Source organism: Lentibacillus halophilus (assembly GCF_039522485.1).
GTDB lineage: Bacteria > Bacillota > Bacilli > Bacillales > Amphibacillaceae > Lentibacillus > Lentibacillus halophilus.
In genome coordinates, this window is the sequence record NZ_BAAADM010000046.1 from 24,272 (window position 1) to 41,738 (window position 17,467).

A 17,467-nucleotide genomic window follows, 5' to 3' on the forward strand; every position below is an offset into this window, starting at 1 on the left:
TGCGTTCCACGTCAGTCTGAATGACCAGTTCCTCAACGTCTACCCGTTGTTTATCCAGTATCTTACGGAAAACGGACGCACTGCACCCGGCAATGGATGCAACCATCAACTGAAATGGGCGGAATCCATATGTTTCATCACCGGATATGTCCAATTGTCCGTAACCAAGATCAATGCGCATACCCTCGTCTTTTGAATAAAGTTCCATAGTTTTCGCTCCTTTATCAACCAATTTTATGTTCTCTTTTTCTTATCGTACACGACATTCTTGTTTTCTAAAAACGTTTTGTATTGACCGCCATACCTTCACGAAACAAACTTGCTATACTTGGCTTCCAGGCGATCTTGCACAAACGATATAAGCACACAGATCGGCCAATAAATTAAGGCAACAACTATATACAGTGTCATGGCATCAAATTCTCTGCCGACGACAATCTGTGTCCGTTGAAACAACTCCGGAACCGTAATAACCGCCGCCAGTGACGTTGCTTTCATTAAATCCATAAACACGTTGGTCAATGGAGGAATGGCGATTCGGGCAGCTTGTGGCAATATAATAAACCATAACGTTTTCCAGTATCCTATATTAAGAGATGTCGCTGCCTCCCATTGGCCATCATCAATACTATTCAAGGAGGAACGATCAATCTCTGCAATATAGGCAGCACTGTTCAATCCAAAACCGAGCGATGCCGCCATTATCGCTCCCAACTCTATTCCAAGATACGGAAGACCAAAATAAAGGATAAACAAAAACACTAAAATCGGCGTTCCGCGCATAAACGAAATGTAAAGGCGTGCCGGCCACCGTAAAACGATGTGTCTGGAGCTGTGGGCTAAAGCGAGAAACAGTCCCAAAACCATGCCAAGTGCCATCCCGGCCATTGCAATACCAATTGTTGCTGGCAATCCTCGCAGTATAAATGGCAGGCTTTCCCATGCCAATTGTACGTCAAAAACACCGCCAAAATCCAATCCGTTCATCGTTTAAAAATCCAATCCTTCTATTTCCCGGATATTGCCTTCAGGTTTTTTTGAAGCATCTTCGTCATAGAATTTTTTGGCCAATTCTGTCAGGGTCCCATCCCCCCGCATATCCGCTATGGCTTGATTCACTTTTTCCTGAAGTTTATCGGCACCATCCTTCATAACGATCCCTTTCCTTGTCGGGTGAAATTTCAGTTCCGGGTGCAGCGTGATATCGAATTCCGGAAAAGCAGCAACACCGAATTTGGAAAGGTAATAATCGTTAATAACGACATCGGTTCTACCATTATTCACATCCCGGAGGTAAGCTTCATTGGGTGCATTGCCATAGGTTTTCACCTTTGCGCCGAATTTCCGGGCAATTTGACTGTAAACGGTGGAAGACGCTCCCCCGGCTACTTTTCCTTCTAAATCCTCCAGTTTATGTATGCCGGAGTAGTTATCGTCTCTAACCACCATGGTCGTATACGAATATTTTATAGGATTCGTGAAATTAAATGTCTTTTTTCGCTTATCTGTAATGCCCATCCCTGCCATATCAATTCGTCCACTCTTGATAGCAGACAGCACACTGTCAAAGCCGATGATTTCAAATGTAATATCCAAATTCAGCCTTTTGCCGATTTCCCGCATCACTTCCACTTCATACCCTGTCAGCTGTTCTTTGCTTTTGCCTTCTCCTTCATAGTATGAGGAAGCGACTAACGTGCCCGGTGTGCCGACAACGATTTCATCGGCGTCCTGGATTTCCTTCCATTTCTTACCCTCTTTATCCTTGTCTCCGCTCTCTGCCTCATTATTACCGCACGCACTTAAGACAAACATGACTGTCAGCAGTATGACAGTCCATTTCCTGACGCACATAACTCTGCTCTCCTTCCCCGACTGTTGTTATATTTCAAAAATTCAACTTGATTATAACAGTGCAACAAGCCCACTTCAATATTACGAATTGTTGTATGAATGTGATAAGTTTTTGCATTAATCAGTAGCGGAATTTATGACTTAATCATTGACATTTAAATAACAACAACATTATAATTAAAATTAATATTAAATAATAATTATTTTAAATTGTTATTTAGTATTTGTACTGATGAATTTTAAAACATCGTATCCGTCTAATGAAATTGACTATTGTTATCAATTACTCGGGGAGGATGAAAATGGAGGCAAAAACACTTGGATGCGAGCAATCGACGCCAAAAAAACAACAACAGGCCATCACTGACAAGATGAGAAGCATCCATGAGCATATTGAAATAATAGCAGCCCTTTTCAGTGGATTGCTCATTTTAACTGCATGGCTACTTGAAAATAATATCAGTAATGGATGGTGGGTTACGCTTCACTTATCCGCATTTATCATCGGCGGATATGCGAAAGCGAAGGAAGGCATTCTGGAAACCATTCATCATAAAGATTTGAATGTAGAATTATTAATGATTATTGCGGCTATCGGGGCAGCTGCTATCGGCTACTGGACAGAGGGCGCCATTCTTATATTTATCTTTGCTTTGTCAGGGGCGCTGGAAACGTATACGATGAACAAAAGCAGCCGTGAAATATCGTCGCTGATGCAAATACAGCCGGAAGAAGCCGTTCGTATCACCGGGGGCAATGAAGAATTGGTTCCTGTTTCCGAGCTGCAACCGGGGGATTCCATTTTCGTCCGTGCTAGCGAACGAATCCCTGCAGACGGCAGAATTGTCAAAGGGGCCACTGCCATCGACGAAAGTGCCATATCAGGAGAATCAGTGCCTGTCAGCAAAACGAATAACCATGACGTTTTTGCCGGTACGATGGCACTTGATGGATCCATCACGGTCCAAATCACGAAACCGGCCAGCGAAACCCTGTTCCAAAAAATCATTCAACTCGTCCAGGATGCACAGGACGAAAAATCCCCTTCCCAGCTGTTTATTGAGCGGTTTGAAGGGATTTATGTCAAAGTCGTTCTGGCCGTCGTGGCAGCCATGATGTTTTTACCAACGCTCATATTCGGATGGCCGCTTTCTGAAAGCATCTACCGGGCCATGATTTTATTGGTTGTAGCATCACCATGCGCACTCGTTGCATCCATTATGCCTGCAACGTTATCTGCTATTTCCAACAGCGCCAAACGGGGGGTTTTGTTTAAAGGTGGCGTCCACTTGGAAAATCTCAGCAACATGAATACTGTCGCCTTTGATAAGACCGGTACACTAACAAACGGAAAACCGGTCGTCACAGAATTTTTGACTCTGCCGGGCGACAACCGCGAAGACATCATGACAGCCGCGGCAGCGATTGAAAATGAATCCACTCACCCACTGGCACTGGCTATTACCGAACATGCCAAAAAACAAACGGATATGTCATCCATTCGTGTTCAGGAAGCGACGACAAAAAGTGGAAAAGGCGTCACAGCCGTTATTAACGGTATAACATGGACAATCGGTAAAGCATCGTTTGTCGGCGATGAACAAGCATCCCTGTTTCATAATGGTGTCGCTGAGCGTTTAGCCGGCGAAGGAAAAACCGTCATTTTCGTGAAAGCGAACGAAAAAATTGTGGGACTCTATGCCCTGAAAGACACGATTCGTACCGACACCAAAAAAATGATTCAAGCATTAAAACGCCAGGGTATTCACACCATTATGCTGACCGGTGACAACGAGCAGACGGCCAGTGCGGTCGCGAACGAATCAGGCGTCGATGAATTCAGATCAGAATGTTTGCCCGGGGAAAAAGTGGATCATATCAAAGACCTTCGCCAAACGTATAAGTACGTCGCGATGGTCGGAGATGGTATCAATGATGCTCCGGCGTTGGCATCGGCCGATTCCGGGATTGCTATGGGAGAAGGAACAGATGTCGCATTGGAAACAGCCGATGTCGTTCTGATGAAAAACGAATTGCCTAAAATCACGAAAGCTTTACGTCTTTCCAGTCGTATGAACCGCGTTATTAAGCAAAATATTATCTTTTCTTTAACGGTTATCGCTGTCCTGATTATTTCCAATTTCACACAGTTGCTCGATATGCCGCTTGGTGTCATTGGGCATGAAGGAAGCACGATACTTGTTATCCTGAACGGACTCCGATTACTAAAATAGCTGTCACCCGAGTGACAGCTATTTTTCTTCGTCTGTAATTGTTTCTTGCCGCAATGTGGCATTGATGACACCGCCGATCATAATGATAATACCGGATAAATAAAACCAGATCATCAACACAATAACGGTTCCCAGACTTCCATACGTTGCCGAGTAATCACCAATAGAGTTGACATAGAAGGAGAATGCCAGCGACGTCAATTGCCAGCCAACGGTCGCAAACAAGGCCCCCCACACCACATTTTTAAAATAAATCCGTTTATTGGGAGCCATTTTATACAATGCCACAAGTACGATAAAGAAAACGGCTGACGATATGGCCCAACGCATACCTTCCCATATTTGCAAAAATTGTTGGGACCCACCAAAGAATGTGAAAATGTAGGCACCAATGGCTTTTCCGAAAATAGGCAGTAGAAATGCGATAAAAATGACAAGAATCATAGCAATCGTCAAAACGATGGCAATCAACCGCGTAACAATAAACGAACGATTTTCATCCACGTCATACGCCCGGTTAAAACCGCGCATAATTGCATTTATTCCATTGGATGCAGACCACAGCGTCCCAATAATGCCGATGGACAACAGTTGCCCATTTTGATTATTGACTAGCTGATGAACGTTTTGTTGAATCATATCCGCTATTTGACCGGGTGCGTATGTTTCGATAAAGCCTATAATATCCAAGTCATTGAGCGGCAAATAGCCTACCAAAGTCATCAGAAACAATAGAAAGGGGAATAAAGAAAGAAGGAAAAAATAAGCCAGCTGTGCACCCAGTCCAAAAATGTCATGATTCGTGATTTGCCTGTACAATTTTTGGATAAAATCCTTGATCTCCTCCCACATTCTATCAACCCCACGTTATTATTAACTTATTGCCCCAGTCTTTTCGTTCCTCTATCATCAGTGAACTGATCCAATGTGTTTTCCACCTGCTCCAGCGCATTAATGGCGTTGTTTGTACTTGCCGATAGTTGCGTATTTAATCGGTCGAATTTATTTTTCGTACGCTTCACTGCTGCTGACGGGTGTTTGACATAATACGATGATTCGTATTTAGCATCTGCCAATTTCTCTTTGGTATAGTTTCTCGCATCACGGTCCAACAAAGACAAAAGCCCACCCGCTATGGTTCCAATAATCATTCCTAAACATAATTTTTGTTTACCCATTTAAATCGCTCCTTTTTCGTTATATGTTATTCGTTTCCTTGATATGCTGAAGAAACTGTTTGCAACCCTCTGAAACCAAATCATACGTATCGTTAAAATGACCCGTAAAGAACGGATCCGTTACATTGGAGGTGTCTGCTCCATCAACGTAATCCATAAGTTTGCGAGGCTCGACACCATCCCCAAAACCTGCCATGTCTTGTAAAGCGCTTATATTCTCGTCATCCATGGCAATCATATAATCAAACCTGTGCCAGTCATCCGTATGTATTTGCCGGGATGCTATGCCACTATAAGGGATGTGTTCTCTGTCCAAAATGTGCATGGTCCCCTCGTGGGGCATTTTCCCACTGTACCATGAACCAATTCCAGCCGAATCCACTGCTATTTTATCAGATAATTCTTCTTTTTTCACCAAATCCCGGAAAATAGCCTCCGCCATCGGTGACCGGCAAATATTACCGAGACATATAAATAACACACGTATCATCCGCTCACCCCTGTCCGATGTATGAATTCGTATAGCTGAGTTTATTATACTATCCAACAGTTGGAAAGGCCACTATCTTCTATTTATGCAACGGAGCAATACACCCTGCATCATTATTTTTCGCTGCATTCACGTAGCTGGCCACATCGTACGCCTGAAACGGTTCTGTTTCCACCTCTTGCAGAAATTGATGCACCTCATCCGCCGACTGATTGGTTGTTGTAATCCACGCATCCTCATGACTTTTAGGTAAAATAATCGGCATGCGATGATGAATGGTCTGCATAAATCGATTAGCTGCTTTAGTCAGAATCGTGCACGTGAACCGTTTCTGATCACCGTATTCCCATTTATCCCACAAACCGGCAAACGCAAATAATTTCCTATCGTTCAACTGAATGCGCTTCGGTTGTTTTTCGTTTCCGACCCGTTTCCATTCGTAAAAACTATCAGCGACAATTAAACAACGTTTCCGGGTCATGAGGTGTTTGAAGCTGGGCTTTTCATGAGCTGTTTCACTGCGGGCATTGATCATCTTATAGCCAATTTTTTCATCCGTTGCCCATGAAGGAATAAGCCCCCAGCGTAAATAGCCTGCCCGTTTTTTGTCCCCATCATGAATCACCGCCAGTACTTGCTGTCCCGGTGCAATATTATAGCTGGGTTCATAATCGGGAATGGACTGTTCAATGCTAAACTTGTCCAAAATCTCCGCTTCATCCGCCAGCAATGTATATCGTCCACACATAATGCCACTCCTCTCCTCTTTGAAAAAATAACCCTACACATTCCCAACTAAAAAATACTCAAATCCCACTGGTTGGCAATATGCCGCAACAAACGAATGCCGGCAATGCTGTTTCCTTCATCCCCCAGCGCCGGCCCGTAAACCCCGATACCACAACCGTCCGTAAATGGCATAGGCTCATCTCTGACCCTCGGCGGCACTGCTGCAACGATCCCGCCTGAAACCCCGCTTTTAGCCGGAATGCCGACATAGGTGGCAAATTTTCCTGATGCATCGTACATACCACACGTCAGCATGAGCACTTTAGCAATCCGGGCAATTTGTCTCGGGATAATCGCTTCACCTGTTTTTATATTCATTCCATCATTGGCAAGCACCATGCCTATGTTGGCAAGGTCATCTATCGTCACCTCGATGGAACATTGCTTGAAATACGTCTCCAGTGTGACATTCAAATCCGATTCCAAAAAGCCGGTTTCCAGTAAATAGTAGCCTATCGCCCTGTTCCGCATCGATGAATCCCTCTCCGACTCATACACATCCACATTCAGTTTCGGCCGGTATCCCACCATGTTTTCAAGCAGTTGAAATATTGGCTCCAGACGTTGGTCCGACGTTTTTCCTGGTAAAATAGATCCCACCGTAATCGCTCCGGCGTTGATCAATGGATTAAACGGCTTTTCCACTTGCTGCATCTCCAAATGCATGATGGAATTAAACGCTTCACCGGACGGCTCCACATCAACTCTGTCCAGCATATAAGATACACCGCATTCCATGCAGGCAACAATGAAACTGATGACTTTGGAAATACTCTGCAGGGTAAACGACATGTCGGTATCACCGGAACGAACGGTCATACCGCTTTTACCAATAATTGAAATACCTAAATCATCTGGATCCGCCTGCGCCAAAGCCGGAATATAGGAGGCAACGTCCCCGTCGTTCGTACGCTTCCGGTAAAACGCAACCCAGTCATCCACGTACTGTTGCAGCCATTTCTGCGTCTGTCCCGTATTCCAGTTTGCCATCCCTTGAACCATCTTATCACCCCTTTGTAAATCGTATACCTATGATGTTGATATGTTTGACTATTGTTTTTCCATTCATAAATTGTTCCATTATATAGAAATAGATATTATGATTGCTTTTTAGGGTGAACCATGACCTTGTATTTTATTATGGACGGATTTACCATTAATGATAGACAAATGATATCACTATTATGAGGAAGGCGTCCTGTTATGAATAAACAAGTATACTTTTTAACTGTTGTCGCATTCGTCGTCGGAATGGTTGAATTGATTATTGGTGGCATACTTGATTTAATAGCCGATGATCTGAACGTGGGGCTTGGAAAAGTTGGATTCCTGATTACGATATTTTCCCTTATCTTTGCTATCGGCTCACCGTTGCTTCTTGTATGGACAGCATCCATGGAACGAAAGCGGCTGATGCTTATATCCCTTGCTGTGTTTTTTACAGGCAACGTCGTAACCGTATTCAGCTTATCGTATGCGGTCGTATTTATCGGACGTGTCATTTTGGCATTGAGCGGTTCACTGTTAGTCATTTTATGTCTGACCATCGCACCATCCATCGTTCATCCGAAATACCGCGGACGGGCGATCGGAATTGTGTCCATGGGCATCAGCGCATCCATTGTTCTGGGGTTGCCTGTGGGACTGCTTATGGGAAACGCATTTGGCTGGCGCGCTCCCTTTGTGCTGATTACGTTTCTGACGGTCCTTTCAGCAGTCGGTGTGTCTATGTTAATGGACCGTGTGCAACCAAATCCGTCCTACCCACTCCGGAAGCAACTGGCGACCTTGAAAAACCGGAAAATATTTTTTGGGCAAACGGTGACCTTTCTATTTTTAGCGGGACATACAACGCTTTATGCTTACTTAACCCCGTTTGCTAAAACAACATTGGATGCCAGTGGAACATGGGTCAGTGTTATTTATTTAATTTTCGGGGCGGCTGCCGTCAGCGGTGGTGGCGTTGGTGGCTTTTTATCCGACACCATTGGTTCTAAACGGACCATCCTGCTGACAACCTTGCTATTCACCCTCATTATGTTCAGCATACCAGGGGCAACCGTTGCATGGCCGGCTTTCCTGGCTATCGTTGTCATTTGGGGCATGCTGAGTTGGACGTTGGCACCGGCCACTCAAAGCTATTTGATGGGACTATCTCCGGAAACATCCGACATCCAGCAAAGCTTGAATAACTCGGCGCTTCATCTTGGTATCGCGGTCGGGTCACTGGTTGGCGGTTTGGTTATTGAACGGGCTTCGGTTGAGATGAATGCCGTTGTCGGCGGGTCAATGATTGTCTTAGCTGTTGGTGCGGCGATTGTGTCAATATACGGAGATGATCGTTCCAGCATAATCGAAAAACAAATGGACTGACCTTACGCAAGATCAGTCCATTGGTATCATCCTATTTACTTCCCAATAAATTGTTGTGTCCAGTGGTTGCCTTGTTCGACATAGCCAACACCAATATGTGTGAAATCAGGATTCATAATGTTTTCACGGTGACCTTCACTGTTCATCCATCCATCCACGACCTGTTGCGGGGTACTTTGCCCTTTTGCAATGTTTTCACCGGCTGTCTGATAAGAAATACCGAATTGTTCCATCATATCAAACGGTGATCCATAATTTGGGCTATTATGTGCGAAATAGCCATTGTCCGCCATGTCCTGTGATTTTTTTCGTGCTACTTTGCTGAGCTCGGTGTCCACTTTCAGCGGATCGAGACCTTGTGACGTCCGTTCCTGATTTGTCAGCTCCACCACTTGCTGTTCAAATTCACTAAGTTGCTGTGATTGGGAAGCGTTTTGCTGGTGCTGCTTTTGCTGTTGTTCCGTTGGCTGTTGTTCAGCCGGTTGGTTGGTCTGCTTGTTCGGATCCTGTTTTTTCTGTTCTTGATCGTTTTCGTTGGTATCCTGTTGATTGTTTGAGTCAAAATTGGCTTGCGGGAAATATTGCTTTATAACATCCTGGAAATTACTTGATGACAATTCACTCCAACCATCATCCTCAATGGTAGAATAAACTATTTCCTGATTGTTCTGTTTTGGTACATCAGCTGAATTTGCCGAGACATCCGCTGTCATTTGAAAAGCTCCGCCAAACAATAGTGCGATCGTTAACGTCCCCGTCATTAATTTATTCCGCATGTATAGCACCTCTCCTGTGTTTTTTGTTTCGTCATTATCGTAGCATACGATTAGTGTAATATTTATGCAATATATTTCCATAAGCCGTGACAAGCTTATATGCTTTTCAGGAAAACCGCCTCATCATAGGATTGGCTTACTTTTATTCAGTACCATCACTGGAAGGTATATTTTATACTGGAAATAATTGAACAAGATGACATATTGACAGCTTTCTACACCCTTCGATTATGTTACATATACTGATAATATGTAATCAAAATGTTACTTGAAATCCCCTCCAATAATGGAGAAAATTCGAGTATAAACCATTATTTTCTCGTTATTTATAACCCCTGTAAACTGTGCTATAGTAGAATAATGGTATAAGAGAATTTGTATGTAACATTTATCACATAGATGTTTAATTTATCATCATTGGAGGAACATAGGATGTTATCAACTGCAGAAATCGGAATTGACCTTGGTACCGCAAATATACTGATATATTCCAAAACAAAAGGGGTTGTTCTCAACGAGCCATCCGTCGTTGCCATTGACTTGAACTCAAAAAATGTCGTCGCTGTTGGGTCTGAGGCAAAAGAAATGGTTGGCAAAACCCCGCAAAACATTGTCCCGATCCGACCATTAAAAGATGGTGTGATCGCCGACTATGATGTAACGGCACAAATGCTGAAGGAATTTTTAAAAAAAGTAAGTAAGACCATCGGAATGTCCATGCGTAAGCCAACGGTGGTCGTCTGCACCCCATCCGGAAGCACAACGGTTGAGCGGCGTGCGATTCATAATGCTGTCAGCAGCTACGGGGCCAAACATGTTCATTTGATTGAAGAACCTGTGGCAGCTGCCATCGGTGCTGATTTACCGGTCGATGAACCCATTGCCAACGTCACCGTTGATATCGGAGGCGGCACGTCCGAGGTGGGCATCATTTCATTCGGTGGCGTTGTCTCGTGCAGTTCCATCCGCACCGGCGGCGACACTATGGATGACGAAATCGTCAATTTCATCCGTAAGAAGTACAACATATTAATCGGTGAACGAACAGCCGAAAATATTAAGATGGAAATTGGACATGCCGATGAAAACCATCCTGAAGAATCATTGGATATCCGCGGCCGTGATATGGTTTCCGGCTTGCCGCAAACGGTCACGGTTTCTTCCAAGGAAGTTTACTCTGCCTTGAAAGAATCGCTTGATCAAATTCTTGAAAACATTCGTGCCACGCTGGAAAACTGCCCGCCGGAACTGAGCGGTGACATCGTTGACCACGGCATCGTACTGACCGGCGGCGGGGCATTGCTGAACGGATTGAAGGACTGGCTTTCCGACGAACTGTTCGTCCCCGTTCATATCGCACCCAATCCACTGGAATCCGTTGCGATCGGAACCGGTCGTTCATTGAAAATGATCACCAAACTGCAGAAAGCGGCTAAATAAGTATAAATGACACAGCTATCCCAACCGCGATCCATTCCTATGATGGGCGCGGTTTTTTTCCGTTTGTAGCCCACCTTCACGCATGTACTGATCCACGTTTGGAAATAAGGATAGGACAGCCCATGAATAGTGAAAAAAATGGTTTACAAATTGTTCAGAATAGTATATAATGACCTTAATCATGTTGAAGCGCTTCCACGCTGCACCGCATGATAGAATGAGGACACCTCAGGGGTGAATAACACATATCATTGCCTCACAGGTGCCTGAAATCATGACAAATCCGTTTATAACTGTTCAATCTGTTTGCAGTTCCATTCCAGTTCTGCTTCAACAGATAAAAGCCAGTTCAAATCGACGAACAGTAAAGAAAACTTGGTAAGCGCCAAGCCTTTTAGGTGCAGGCGATTGCCTTAGTTGCACTTATGCAGTTGGTTATCTCAACTGCCACAGTGAATCTGTCGTCTTTTTGGAGTGGCTTATTTTAATTTAGAAAGGGGTGACATGATGGCTGGAGCACTTGAAAATATTCGAATTCTTGACTTATCCAGAGTCCTAGCCGGTCCCTATGCAACTATGATTCTCGGAGACCTTGGTGCTGAAATCATAAAAGTAGAAGCACCAGGCGGCAGTGACGAGACACGGAAATGGGGACCGCCTTTTCAAAACGGGGTCAGTGCGTACTATTTGTGTGCCAATCGGAACAAAAAAAGCATTACGCTTGATTTAAAGTCCGAGGAAGGCAATGAAGCCATTAAAAATCTCATCCGTGACAGCGACGTCGTCATTAATAATTTTAAATCCGGAACCATGGAACGGCTCGGGCTTGATTATGAAACGCTGTCCGAGATCAACCCCGGTTTGGTCTACTGCTCGATTACAGGGTTCGGTGAAACGGGTCCATACAAGAACATGCCCGGCTATGACTTTATCATTCAAGCGATGAGCGGCCTGATGAGCATTACCGGTGATCAGGAATCCGGTCCGCAAAAAGTCGGAGTCGCCATTACGGATATTTTGACGGGGCTGTACGCCTGTATTGGCATCCAGGGTGCCCTGTTGGAGCGGACACAGTCAGGTAAAGGCCAAAAGCTTGACCTTTCTCTGTATGATTCAGCTGTCAGCGCTCTCGTGAATGTCGGAAGCAACTATCTAATGGCAGGGAAAATTCCCGAAGCACTCGGGAATCAGCATGCCAATATTGTCCCATACCAGACATTTACAACCAGCGATGGGGAGATGGTGATTGCAGTAGGCAACGATCATCAGTTCCAAAACTTATGCAAAATTTTGGAAAAACCGGCGTATGCATCCGATGAGCGATTCCGAACAAATCCGGACCGTGTGGCCAACCGGAACGACCTGATTCCACTACTTCAGGGCATCTTTTTGACCGGGTCCACCGCCTATTGGCAACAGCAATGTGAACAAAATAACATTCCGTGCGGGCCAATTCAGTCTATGAACGACGTGGCCGATGACCCGCAGTTGAACGAGCGGGAAATGTTTGTCGACGCCGAACACCCAACCGCGGGTAACATCCGTATGATCGGCAGTCCGCTGAAATTGTCACGGACACCTGTTCAAACCAAACACCATCCGCCCGATGCCGGCGAACATAATGAGGAATTGCTTAAGCAACTCGGCATGATCAAATGATCCGTGACGGACATTCTGATTTGAGTGCAAAAGCCATAAAATCGCTGTCATCCAAAAATTTCATCTATTACAGGAGGCGTTGAATAAATGAATTTTCATTTTTCAGAAGAACAAAATATGCTGCGAACAACCGTCAGGAACTTCGTGGACAACGAAATTATTCCCTACATTGCCGAATGGGATCGGGAAGGCAAATTTGACCCATCCATCATGCAGAAACTATCCGATCTTGGACTGATGGGTGTCTGCATCCCGGAAGAATACGGAGGAAGCGGTATGGACTATAACGCGCTGGCCATTGTCTGTGAAGAACTCGAACGTGGGGACACGGCTTTCCGCACAGCCGTCTCTGTCCATACCGGCTTAAACAGCATGACTCTTCTGCAATGGGCCACCGAAGAACAGAAACAAAAATACCTTGTTCCTCAAGCAAAGGGAGAGAAAATCGGTGCTTACGGACTGACGGAGCCTGCCGCCGGTTCCGACGTCACATCCCTGCAAACCACAGCGGTCAAACAGGGCGATCATTATATACTGAATGGATCCAAATCATGGATATCCCTGTGTGATTCCGCCGATCACTTCCTTGTTTTCGCTTATACCAATAAGAAAAACGAACACAAAGGCATATCAGCATTCATTGTGGAACGGGAGTGGGAAGGTTTTGACTCCAAGGCAACGAAAGGAAAACTCGGCATACGCTCCGGCAACACTGGTGAAATATTTTTCGACAGCGTCAAAGTACCGGAAGAAAACATGCTGGGCGACGAAGGGGAAGGATTTAAAATCGCTATGTCCGCCCTCGACAACGGTCGGTTCACGGTTGCTGCTGGCGCCGTCGGACAAATCCGAGCATGCTTGGAAGCGAGTGTCAACTATGCCCACGAACGGGAAACATTCGGCAAACCAATCGGCCAACACCAGCTTGTTCAACAGATGATCGCCAACATGAAAGCAGGATTGGAAATGAGCAGCCTGCTGGTTTATCGGGCCGGCGAGCTGAAGAACGAAGGAAAACGTAACACCGAAGAAACGTCAATGGCCAAGTGGCAAGCATGTGATTTTGCCAATAAGGCGGCCGATGATGCCGTCCAAGTTCACGGTGCCAATGGCTATTCCGATGAATATCCAGTCGAACGCTATTTGCGGAACTCAAAAGCTCCGGTTATTTACGAAGGAACGCGAGAAATTCACACCCTTATGCAAGCGGACTATGCACTCGGCTATCGTCAGGATAAACCATTAAACAACATGCTTCCGGCTTGGGAAGGCAATCATGCCACAGTATAAAAAAGTTACAAAAAGGTACTGAGCTTAGCATCGATATCAACGAATATCGACACTAAGACATGAAAAAGCCGCATTTAAAGGAAACCATGCGGCTTTTTTTCATATCTTTCTAAACATTTTCCTGCTTCAGTGCATCAATGATATTTTCCTTTTTCACTTTGGCACTTGAGTAGAGCATGGCCGATCCAACGATGATGAAGACGCCGATGGTAACGAACAGTATATCCATCCACGGCAGTGAAAAAGCGTAGTCAAATGTGTTCATAAGTGACTGGTGAATCAAATACATGATACCGATGCTGATAGGCAGTCCATACAGCAGCGATTTGATGCCGTAGAACAAGCTTTCATAGTTGATCATTTTGTTAAAGCTTTTCGGTGTCATGCCGACTGATTTCAGCATGGCAAATTCCCGTTTTCTAAGCGATATGCTCGTGGAAATCGTATTGAAAATGTTGGCGACGGAAATCGCGGTAATCAAAGCGATAAAGCCGTATACAAACACCGACATGAGCAGAGTCATTTGTTCCATCCGCTGTCTACGCTGATAAACATTATAAATCGGAAAGTTACTTTTCTTTATTTTCTCAAGCTGTTTCTGGGTTTTGAGTGGATCATCGCTTGACAAATAGATATTTGTATCGACATTACCCACGGAATCATGTTCGAGTATCTGATTCATCGTTTGTTGACTGACAACAATATTAAGCACACCGGCATTCGATGGTTTAATGCCTGTTGGTGCGGTATTGGTTAATGCTGCAATTTGAATATCGCCCAGATCATCGTTATTTTCTGATGTCAATTCAAGTGTCTGTCCGATGTCAGCATGAATGACCTTTGTGACTTTGAATTTGCCTGTGTCCGGATCACGGTAGTCAATCGTATCAATGACAATACCTGAGCGGCTGTCAGGATCTGTTAACTGGGCAAAATCTGCTTTGGTTTTTTTGGCATAGGCTTTGAGACTGTCATCATCCAAGGCGTGAAGTCTGATGATATACTCATACTTGCCATCTTCAAATGCATGGTTACCCCCTTGGAGCTCTTCACCTGTTTTTTCTTTAGCCACCATAGACCGGGTTTTCAATTCCTTGACGCGAGTGTATTCTGATACCGTGTCCAACGCTTTCACGCCATCAACAAACGGCTCGGAAAATCCGTTGCTTGTAAACATTTTAATATCGTAATCAATATCTGCCTGCGATAGATCGTATGACTTCTGCAAATTTTCCGTGAAATATGACACTGACAAAAACAGTACGATGCTGATGGCAAGTGAAAAGATGGTTGCCCGATAACGCCGGCGATTGCGCTTCAGGTTCTTTAGGCCAATCTCCGCCTCAATCCCGAAAAGCTTACGTGTCAGCTTGGATGTTTTAACCTTTTTGCGGGACAATTTCACATCGGCTGCCTGCCGGATCGCATCAATGGCTGACACTTTTGATGCGCGCCTTGCCGGAATATACGTTGATATGAAAATAGTCAAAATCGACACCAGACAGGCCGTGATAATCGACCATGGCGTCACAACTACGGTCATATTCTGATCGAAATCAAACACATTTTGAATAAGTGAGTTGATAAAGTGAAACGTTATGCCAATGCCTACTATTCCGCTGACAACGCCGAGCGGAATCCCAATCGCGCCAATAATGGCACCTTCAAAAAAGACAGAATTCCGTTTTTGCTTTTTTGTGGCGCCGACACTGGACAGCATGCCCAAATGCCGCGAACGTTCAGCCACTGAAATGGCAAATGCGTTATAAATCAGTGAGACGGACCCGACAACAATAATCGTGATAATAATGGCAGCGAGCGAATAAAGCGTTGTTTGAAGACCCTGATTGTCTGTTACGCCATAATAACGGAGTAGGCCATTGTTAAATTGAACGTCCTTAATATTTTGATTGGCTGCCAATTCATGTGCATGGTCAAACAGTGACTGGTTAACGTCCTTCAAAATAACAGAAGCATTAACTGTTTCATTATCTTCCATGCTGGTTTTATCCAGATGAGTCATCACGGTGTAGCCGGGTGCGGAAAGTGGTTCCCACGACGGCCGTTCCATGACACCAACAACAGTGAATGTTTTCGTTTGTTTATTTTTCAGCGTTTCGATGTTTTTTCCAGCTTCTGTTGTTTGGAGAGGATTTGTTTGATCCAGAGGCTGCGCACTTTTACCGGCAACACGTTTACCGATCCCAAGTTTCAGCGTATCTCCAATGTTTAAAGACACATTTGCGTCCGTTGCTATATGCTTCGAAACAACCACTTCATTGGAATTTTCCGGGCGTTCACCCTTCGTCAGTTCGGTCGGAAATGTTCGTTCAGCCTGGTCATTAAACGCTTTGACGAATACATAGGGTTTATAGTCGTTGTCACTGCCCTCCAACCGGGCATAGCCAAGATTGTTGGACAGGACGACATCTTCCGTTTCCTCATCACTTTGTATAGCCTCCACCTATTCAGCGTTGACATCTTTATATAACACATGCCACTCACCGTTGTTGGCCATTTCCTGTTTTTGCAGCAAATTCATGAATGAAACGGTTAGTGTCGACACCGCTGTCAGCATGGCAACAGAGATAATGACGCCAATAATGGTCACGAGCGTTCGGCTTTTGTTCTTCTTCAAATTGCGCAGCGTCAGTTTGTTGATGATGTTCATGGACGGGTCACCTCGTCTTTGGCAATCCGGCCATCTTCAATGGAAATGACCCGATCCGCCTGCAGGGCAATCCGCTCATCGTGGGTAATCACAATAAGTGTTTGGTTATACGTTTTGTTAAACATCTTGAGTAGGTCCATAATATCATTGCTGTTTTTACTGTCGAGGTTCCCTGTTGGCTCATCGGCAAGCATTAACGCCGGGTTACTAATGAGTGCCCTGCCGATGGATACCCGTTGCTGCTGCCCACCTGAGAGCTGATTAGGTAAATAGTTCAAACGTTCGTTTAAACCCAATGCCGTCACAATGTCATTAAATTGCTTCTTGTTTACTTTATGCCCGTCCAGAAGAAGTGGCAACGTCATATTTTCTTCCACAGTCAGAACGGGAATCAGATTGTAGAACTGATAAATAAGCCCAATCTGACGGCGCCGAAAAATCGCCAATTGCGTTTCATTCAAATCAAAAATAGACGTATGTTCAACAGACAGGCTTCCATCCGTTGGCCTATCCACCCCACCGAGTAAATGCAGTAGCGTCGATTTCCCGGAACCGGACGGACCAATAATAACAACAAACTCCCCTTTATTGACGGCAAAGGAGACGTCATCAAGTGCATTAACAGCTGTTGCGCCTTGTCCATAAACTTTGGATAAATTGCTGGCATTTAATATCTCCATATGAATACCTCCATGTCGGTTCTTAATTCCAGT

Annotated in this window: 17 protein-coding genes; 5 read left to right on the top strand and 12 right to left on the bottom strand. The window is 44.7% G+C overall.

The annotated features are described in order from the left end of the window. The 3 genes from ABDZ72_RS09145 to ABDZ72_RS09155 all read right to left on the bottom strand — a co-directional run. A partial coding sequence (locus tag ABDZ72_RS09145) for an OsmC family protein (protein WP_343752509.1) occupies positions 1-208 on the bottom strand: 208 nt, incomplete at its 3' end. Positions 209-306: 98 nt separating this feature from the next. Continuing rightward, the gene (locus ABDZ72_RS09150; protein WP_343752510.1) at positions 307-987 is read right to left on the bottom strand and encodes an amino acid ABC transporter permease; all 681 of its coding nucleotides are present in this window, start codon (positions 985-987) and stop codon (positions 307-309) included. A gap of 3 nt (positions 988-990) precedes the next feature. Then, complete coding sequence (locus tag ABDZ72_RS09155) at positions 991-1,854, bottom strand: transporter substrate-binding domain-containing protein (protein ID WP_343752511.1); 864 nt, start codon at positions 1,852-1,854, stop codon at positions 991-993. 296 nt (positions 1,855-2,150) lie between these two features. Here ABDZ72_RS09155 and ABDZ72_RS09160 point away from each other — a divergent pair, with 296 nt between their 5' ends. Continuing rightward, on the top strand, positions 2,151-4,088 hold the full coding sequence (locus tag ABDZ72_RS09160; RefSeq protein ID WP_343752512.1) for a heavy metal translocating P-type ATPase: 1,938 nt from the start codon (positions 2,151-2,153) through the stop codon (positions 4,086-4,088). 18 nt (positions 4,089-4,106) lie between these two features. Here ABDZ72_RS09160 and ABDZ72_RS09165 read toward each other — a convergent pair whose 3' ends face one another. The 5 genes from ABDZ72_RS09165 to ABDZ72_RS09185 all read right to left on the bottom strand — a co-directional run bounded on the left by ABDZ72_RS09165 (position 4,107) and on the right by ABDZ72_RS09185 (position 7,547). Next, complete coding sequence (locus ABDZ72_RS09165) at positions 4,107-4,940, bottom strand: YihY/virulence factor BrkB family protein (RefSeq protein WP_343752513.1); 834 nt, start codon at positions 4,938-4,940, stop codon at positions 4,107-4,109. Between the two features lie 26 nt (positions 4,941-4,966). Further along, positions 4,967-5,266: a YtxH domain-containing protein gene (locus ABDZ72_RS09170; protein ID WP_343752514.1), complete on the bottom strand. Its 300-nt coding sequence runs from the start codon at positions 5,264-5,266 to the stop codon at positions 4,967-4,969. Between the two features lie 19 nt (positions 5,267-5,285). After that, entirely contained in the window at positions 5,286-5,756 is a 471-nt protein-coding gene (locus tag ABDZ72_RS09175) for a low molecular weight protein-tyrosine-phosphatase (protein WP_343752515.1), read from the bottom strand. 79 nt (positions 5,757-5,835) lie between these two features. Beyond that, positions 5,836-6,504, bottom strand: coding sequence for an SOS response-associated peptidase (locus tag ABDZ72_RS09180; protein ID WP_343752516.1), 669 nt, complete (start codon positions 6,502-6,504; stop codon positions 5,836-5,838). Between the two features lie 47 nt (positions 6,505-6,551). Further along, positions 6,552-7,547, bottom strand: coding sequence for a glutaminase (locus ABDZ72_RS09185; protein ID WP_343752517.1), 996 nt, complete (start codon positions 7,545-7,547; stop codon positions 6,552-6,554). Between the two features lie 201 nt (positions 7,548-7,748). Between ABDZ72_RS09185 and ABDZ72_RS09190 the strand changes: the two genes are divergently transcribed. Beyond that, positions 7,749-8,918 carry an MFS transporter gene (locus ABDZ72_RS09190; protein WP_343752518.1) on the top strand — a complete coding sequence of 390 codons (1,170 nt, stop codon included), beginning with the start codon at positions 7,749-7,751 and terminating at the stop codon, positions 8,916-8,918. Positions 8,919-8,953: 35 nt separating this feature from the next. Here the strand turns inward: ABDZ72_RS09190 and ABDZ72_RS09195 are convergent, their stop codons facing one another. Beyond that, positions 8,954-9,694 carry a CAP domain-containing protein gene (locus ABDZ72_RS09195; RefSeq protein WP_343752519.1) on the bottom strand — a complete coding sequence of 247 codons (741 nt, stop codon included), beginning with the start codon at positions 9,692-9,694 and terminating at the stop codon, positions 8,954-8,956. A 432-nt stretch (positions 9,695-10,126) separates the two neighbouring features. Here ABDZ72_RS09195 and mreBH point away from each other — a divergent pair, with 432 nt between their 5' ends. From mreBH to ABDZ72_RS09210, 3 genes are all read left to right on the top strand, one after another. Then, positions 10,127-11,134 (top strand): rod-share determining protein MreBH, encoded by a 1,008-nt coding sequence (gene mreBH / locus ABDZ72_RS09200; RefSeq protein WP_343752520.1) that lies wholly within the window; start codon positions 10,127-10,129, stop codon positions 11,132-11,134. A 507-nt stretch (positions 11,135-11,641) separates the two neighbouring features. Next, complete coding sequence (locus ABDZ72_RS09205) at positions 11,642-12,793, top strand: CaiB/BaiF CoA transferase family protein (RefSeq protein ID WP_343752521.1); 1,152 nt, start codon at positions 11,642-11,644, stop codon at positions 12,791-12,793. A gap of 87 nt (positions 12,794-12,880) precedes the next feature. Further along, a complete protein-coding gene (locus ABDZ72_RS09210) occupies positions 12,881-14,083 on the top strand; it encodes an acyl-CoA dehydrogenase family protein (RefSeq protein ID WP_343752522.1) in 1,203 nt (400 codons plus the stop codon). 109 nt (positions 14,084-14,192) lie between these two features. Here the strand turns inward: ABDZ72_RS09210 and ABDZ72_RS09215 are convergent, their stop codons facing one another. From ABDZ72_RS09215 to ABDZ72_RS09225, 3 genes are read right to left on the bottom strand one after another with little or no spacing between them, the layout of a single operon-like run. Next, on the bottom strand, positions 14,193-16,547 hold the full coding sequence (locus tag ABDZ72_RS09215) for an ABC transporter permease (protein ID WP_343752523.1): 2,355 nt from the start codon (positions 16,545-16,547) through the stop codon (positions 14,193-14,195). After that, a complete protein-coding gene (locus ABDZ72_RS09220; protein ID WP_343752524.1) occupies positions 16,548-16,754 on the bottom strand; it encodes an ABC transporter permease in 207 nt (68 codons plus the stop codon). It lies immediately after the preceding gene. Beyond that, the gene (locus ABDZ72_RS09225) at positions 16,751-17,434 is read right to left on the bottom strand and encodes an ABC transporter ATP-binding protein (protein ID WP_343752525.1); all 684 of its coding nucleotides are present in this window, start codon (positions 17,432-17,434) and stop codon (positions 16,751-16,753) included. Before ABDZ72_RS09225 ends, ABDZ72_RS09220 begins: the two co-directional genes overlap by 4 nt. Positions 17,435-17,467 lie beyond the last annotated feature (33 nt).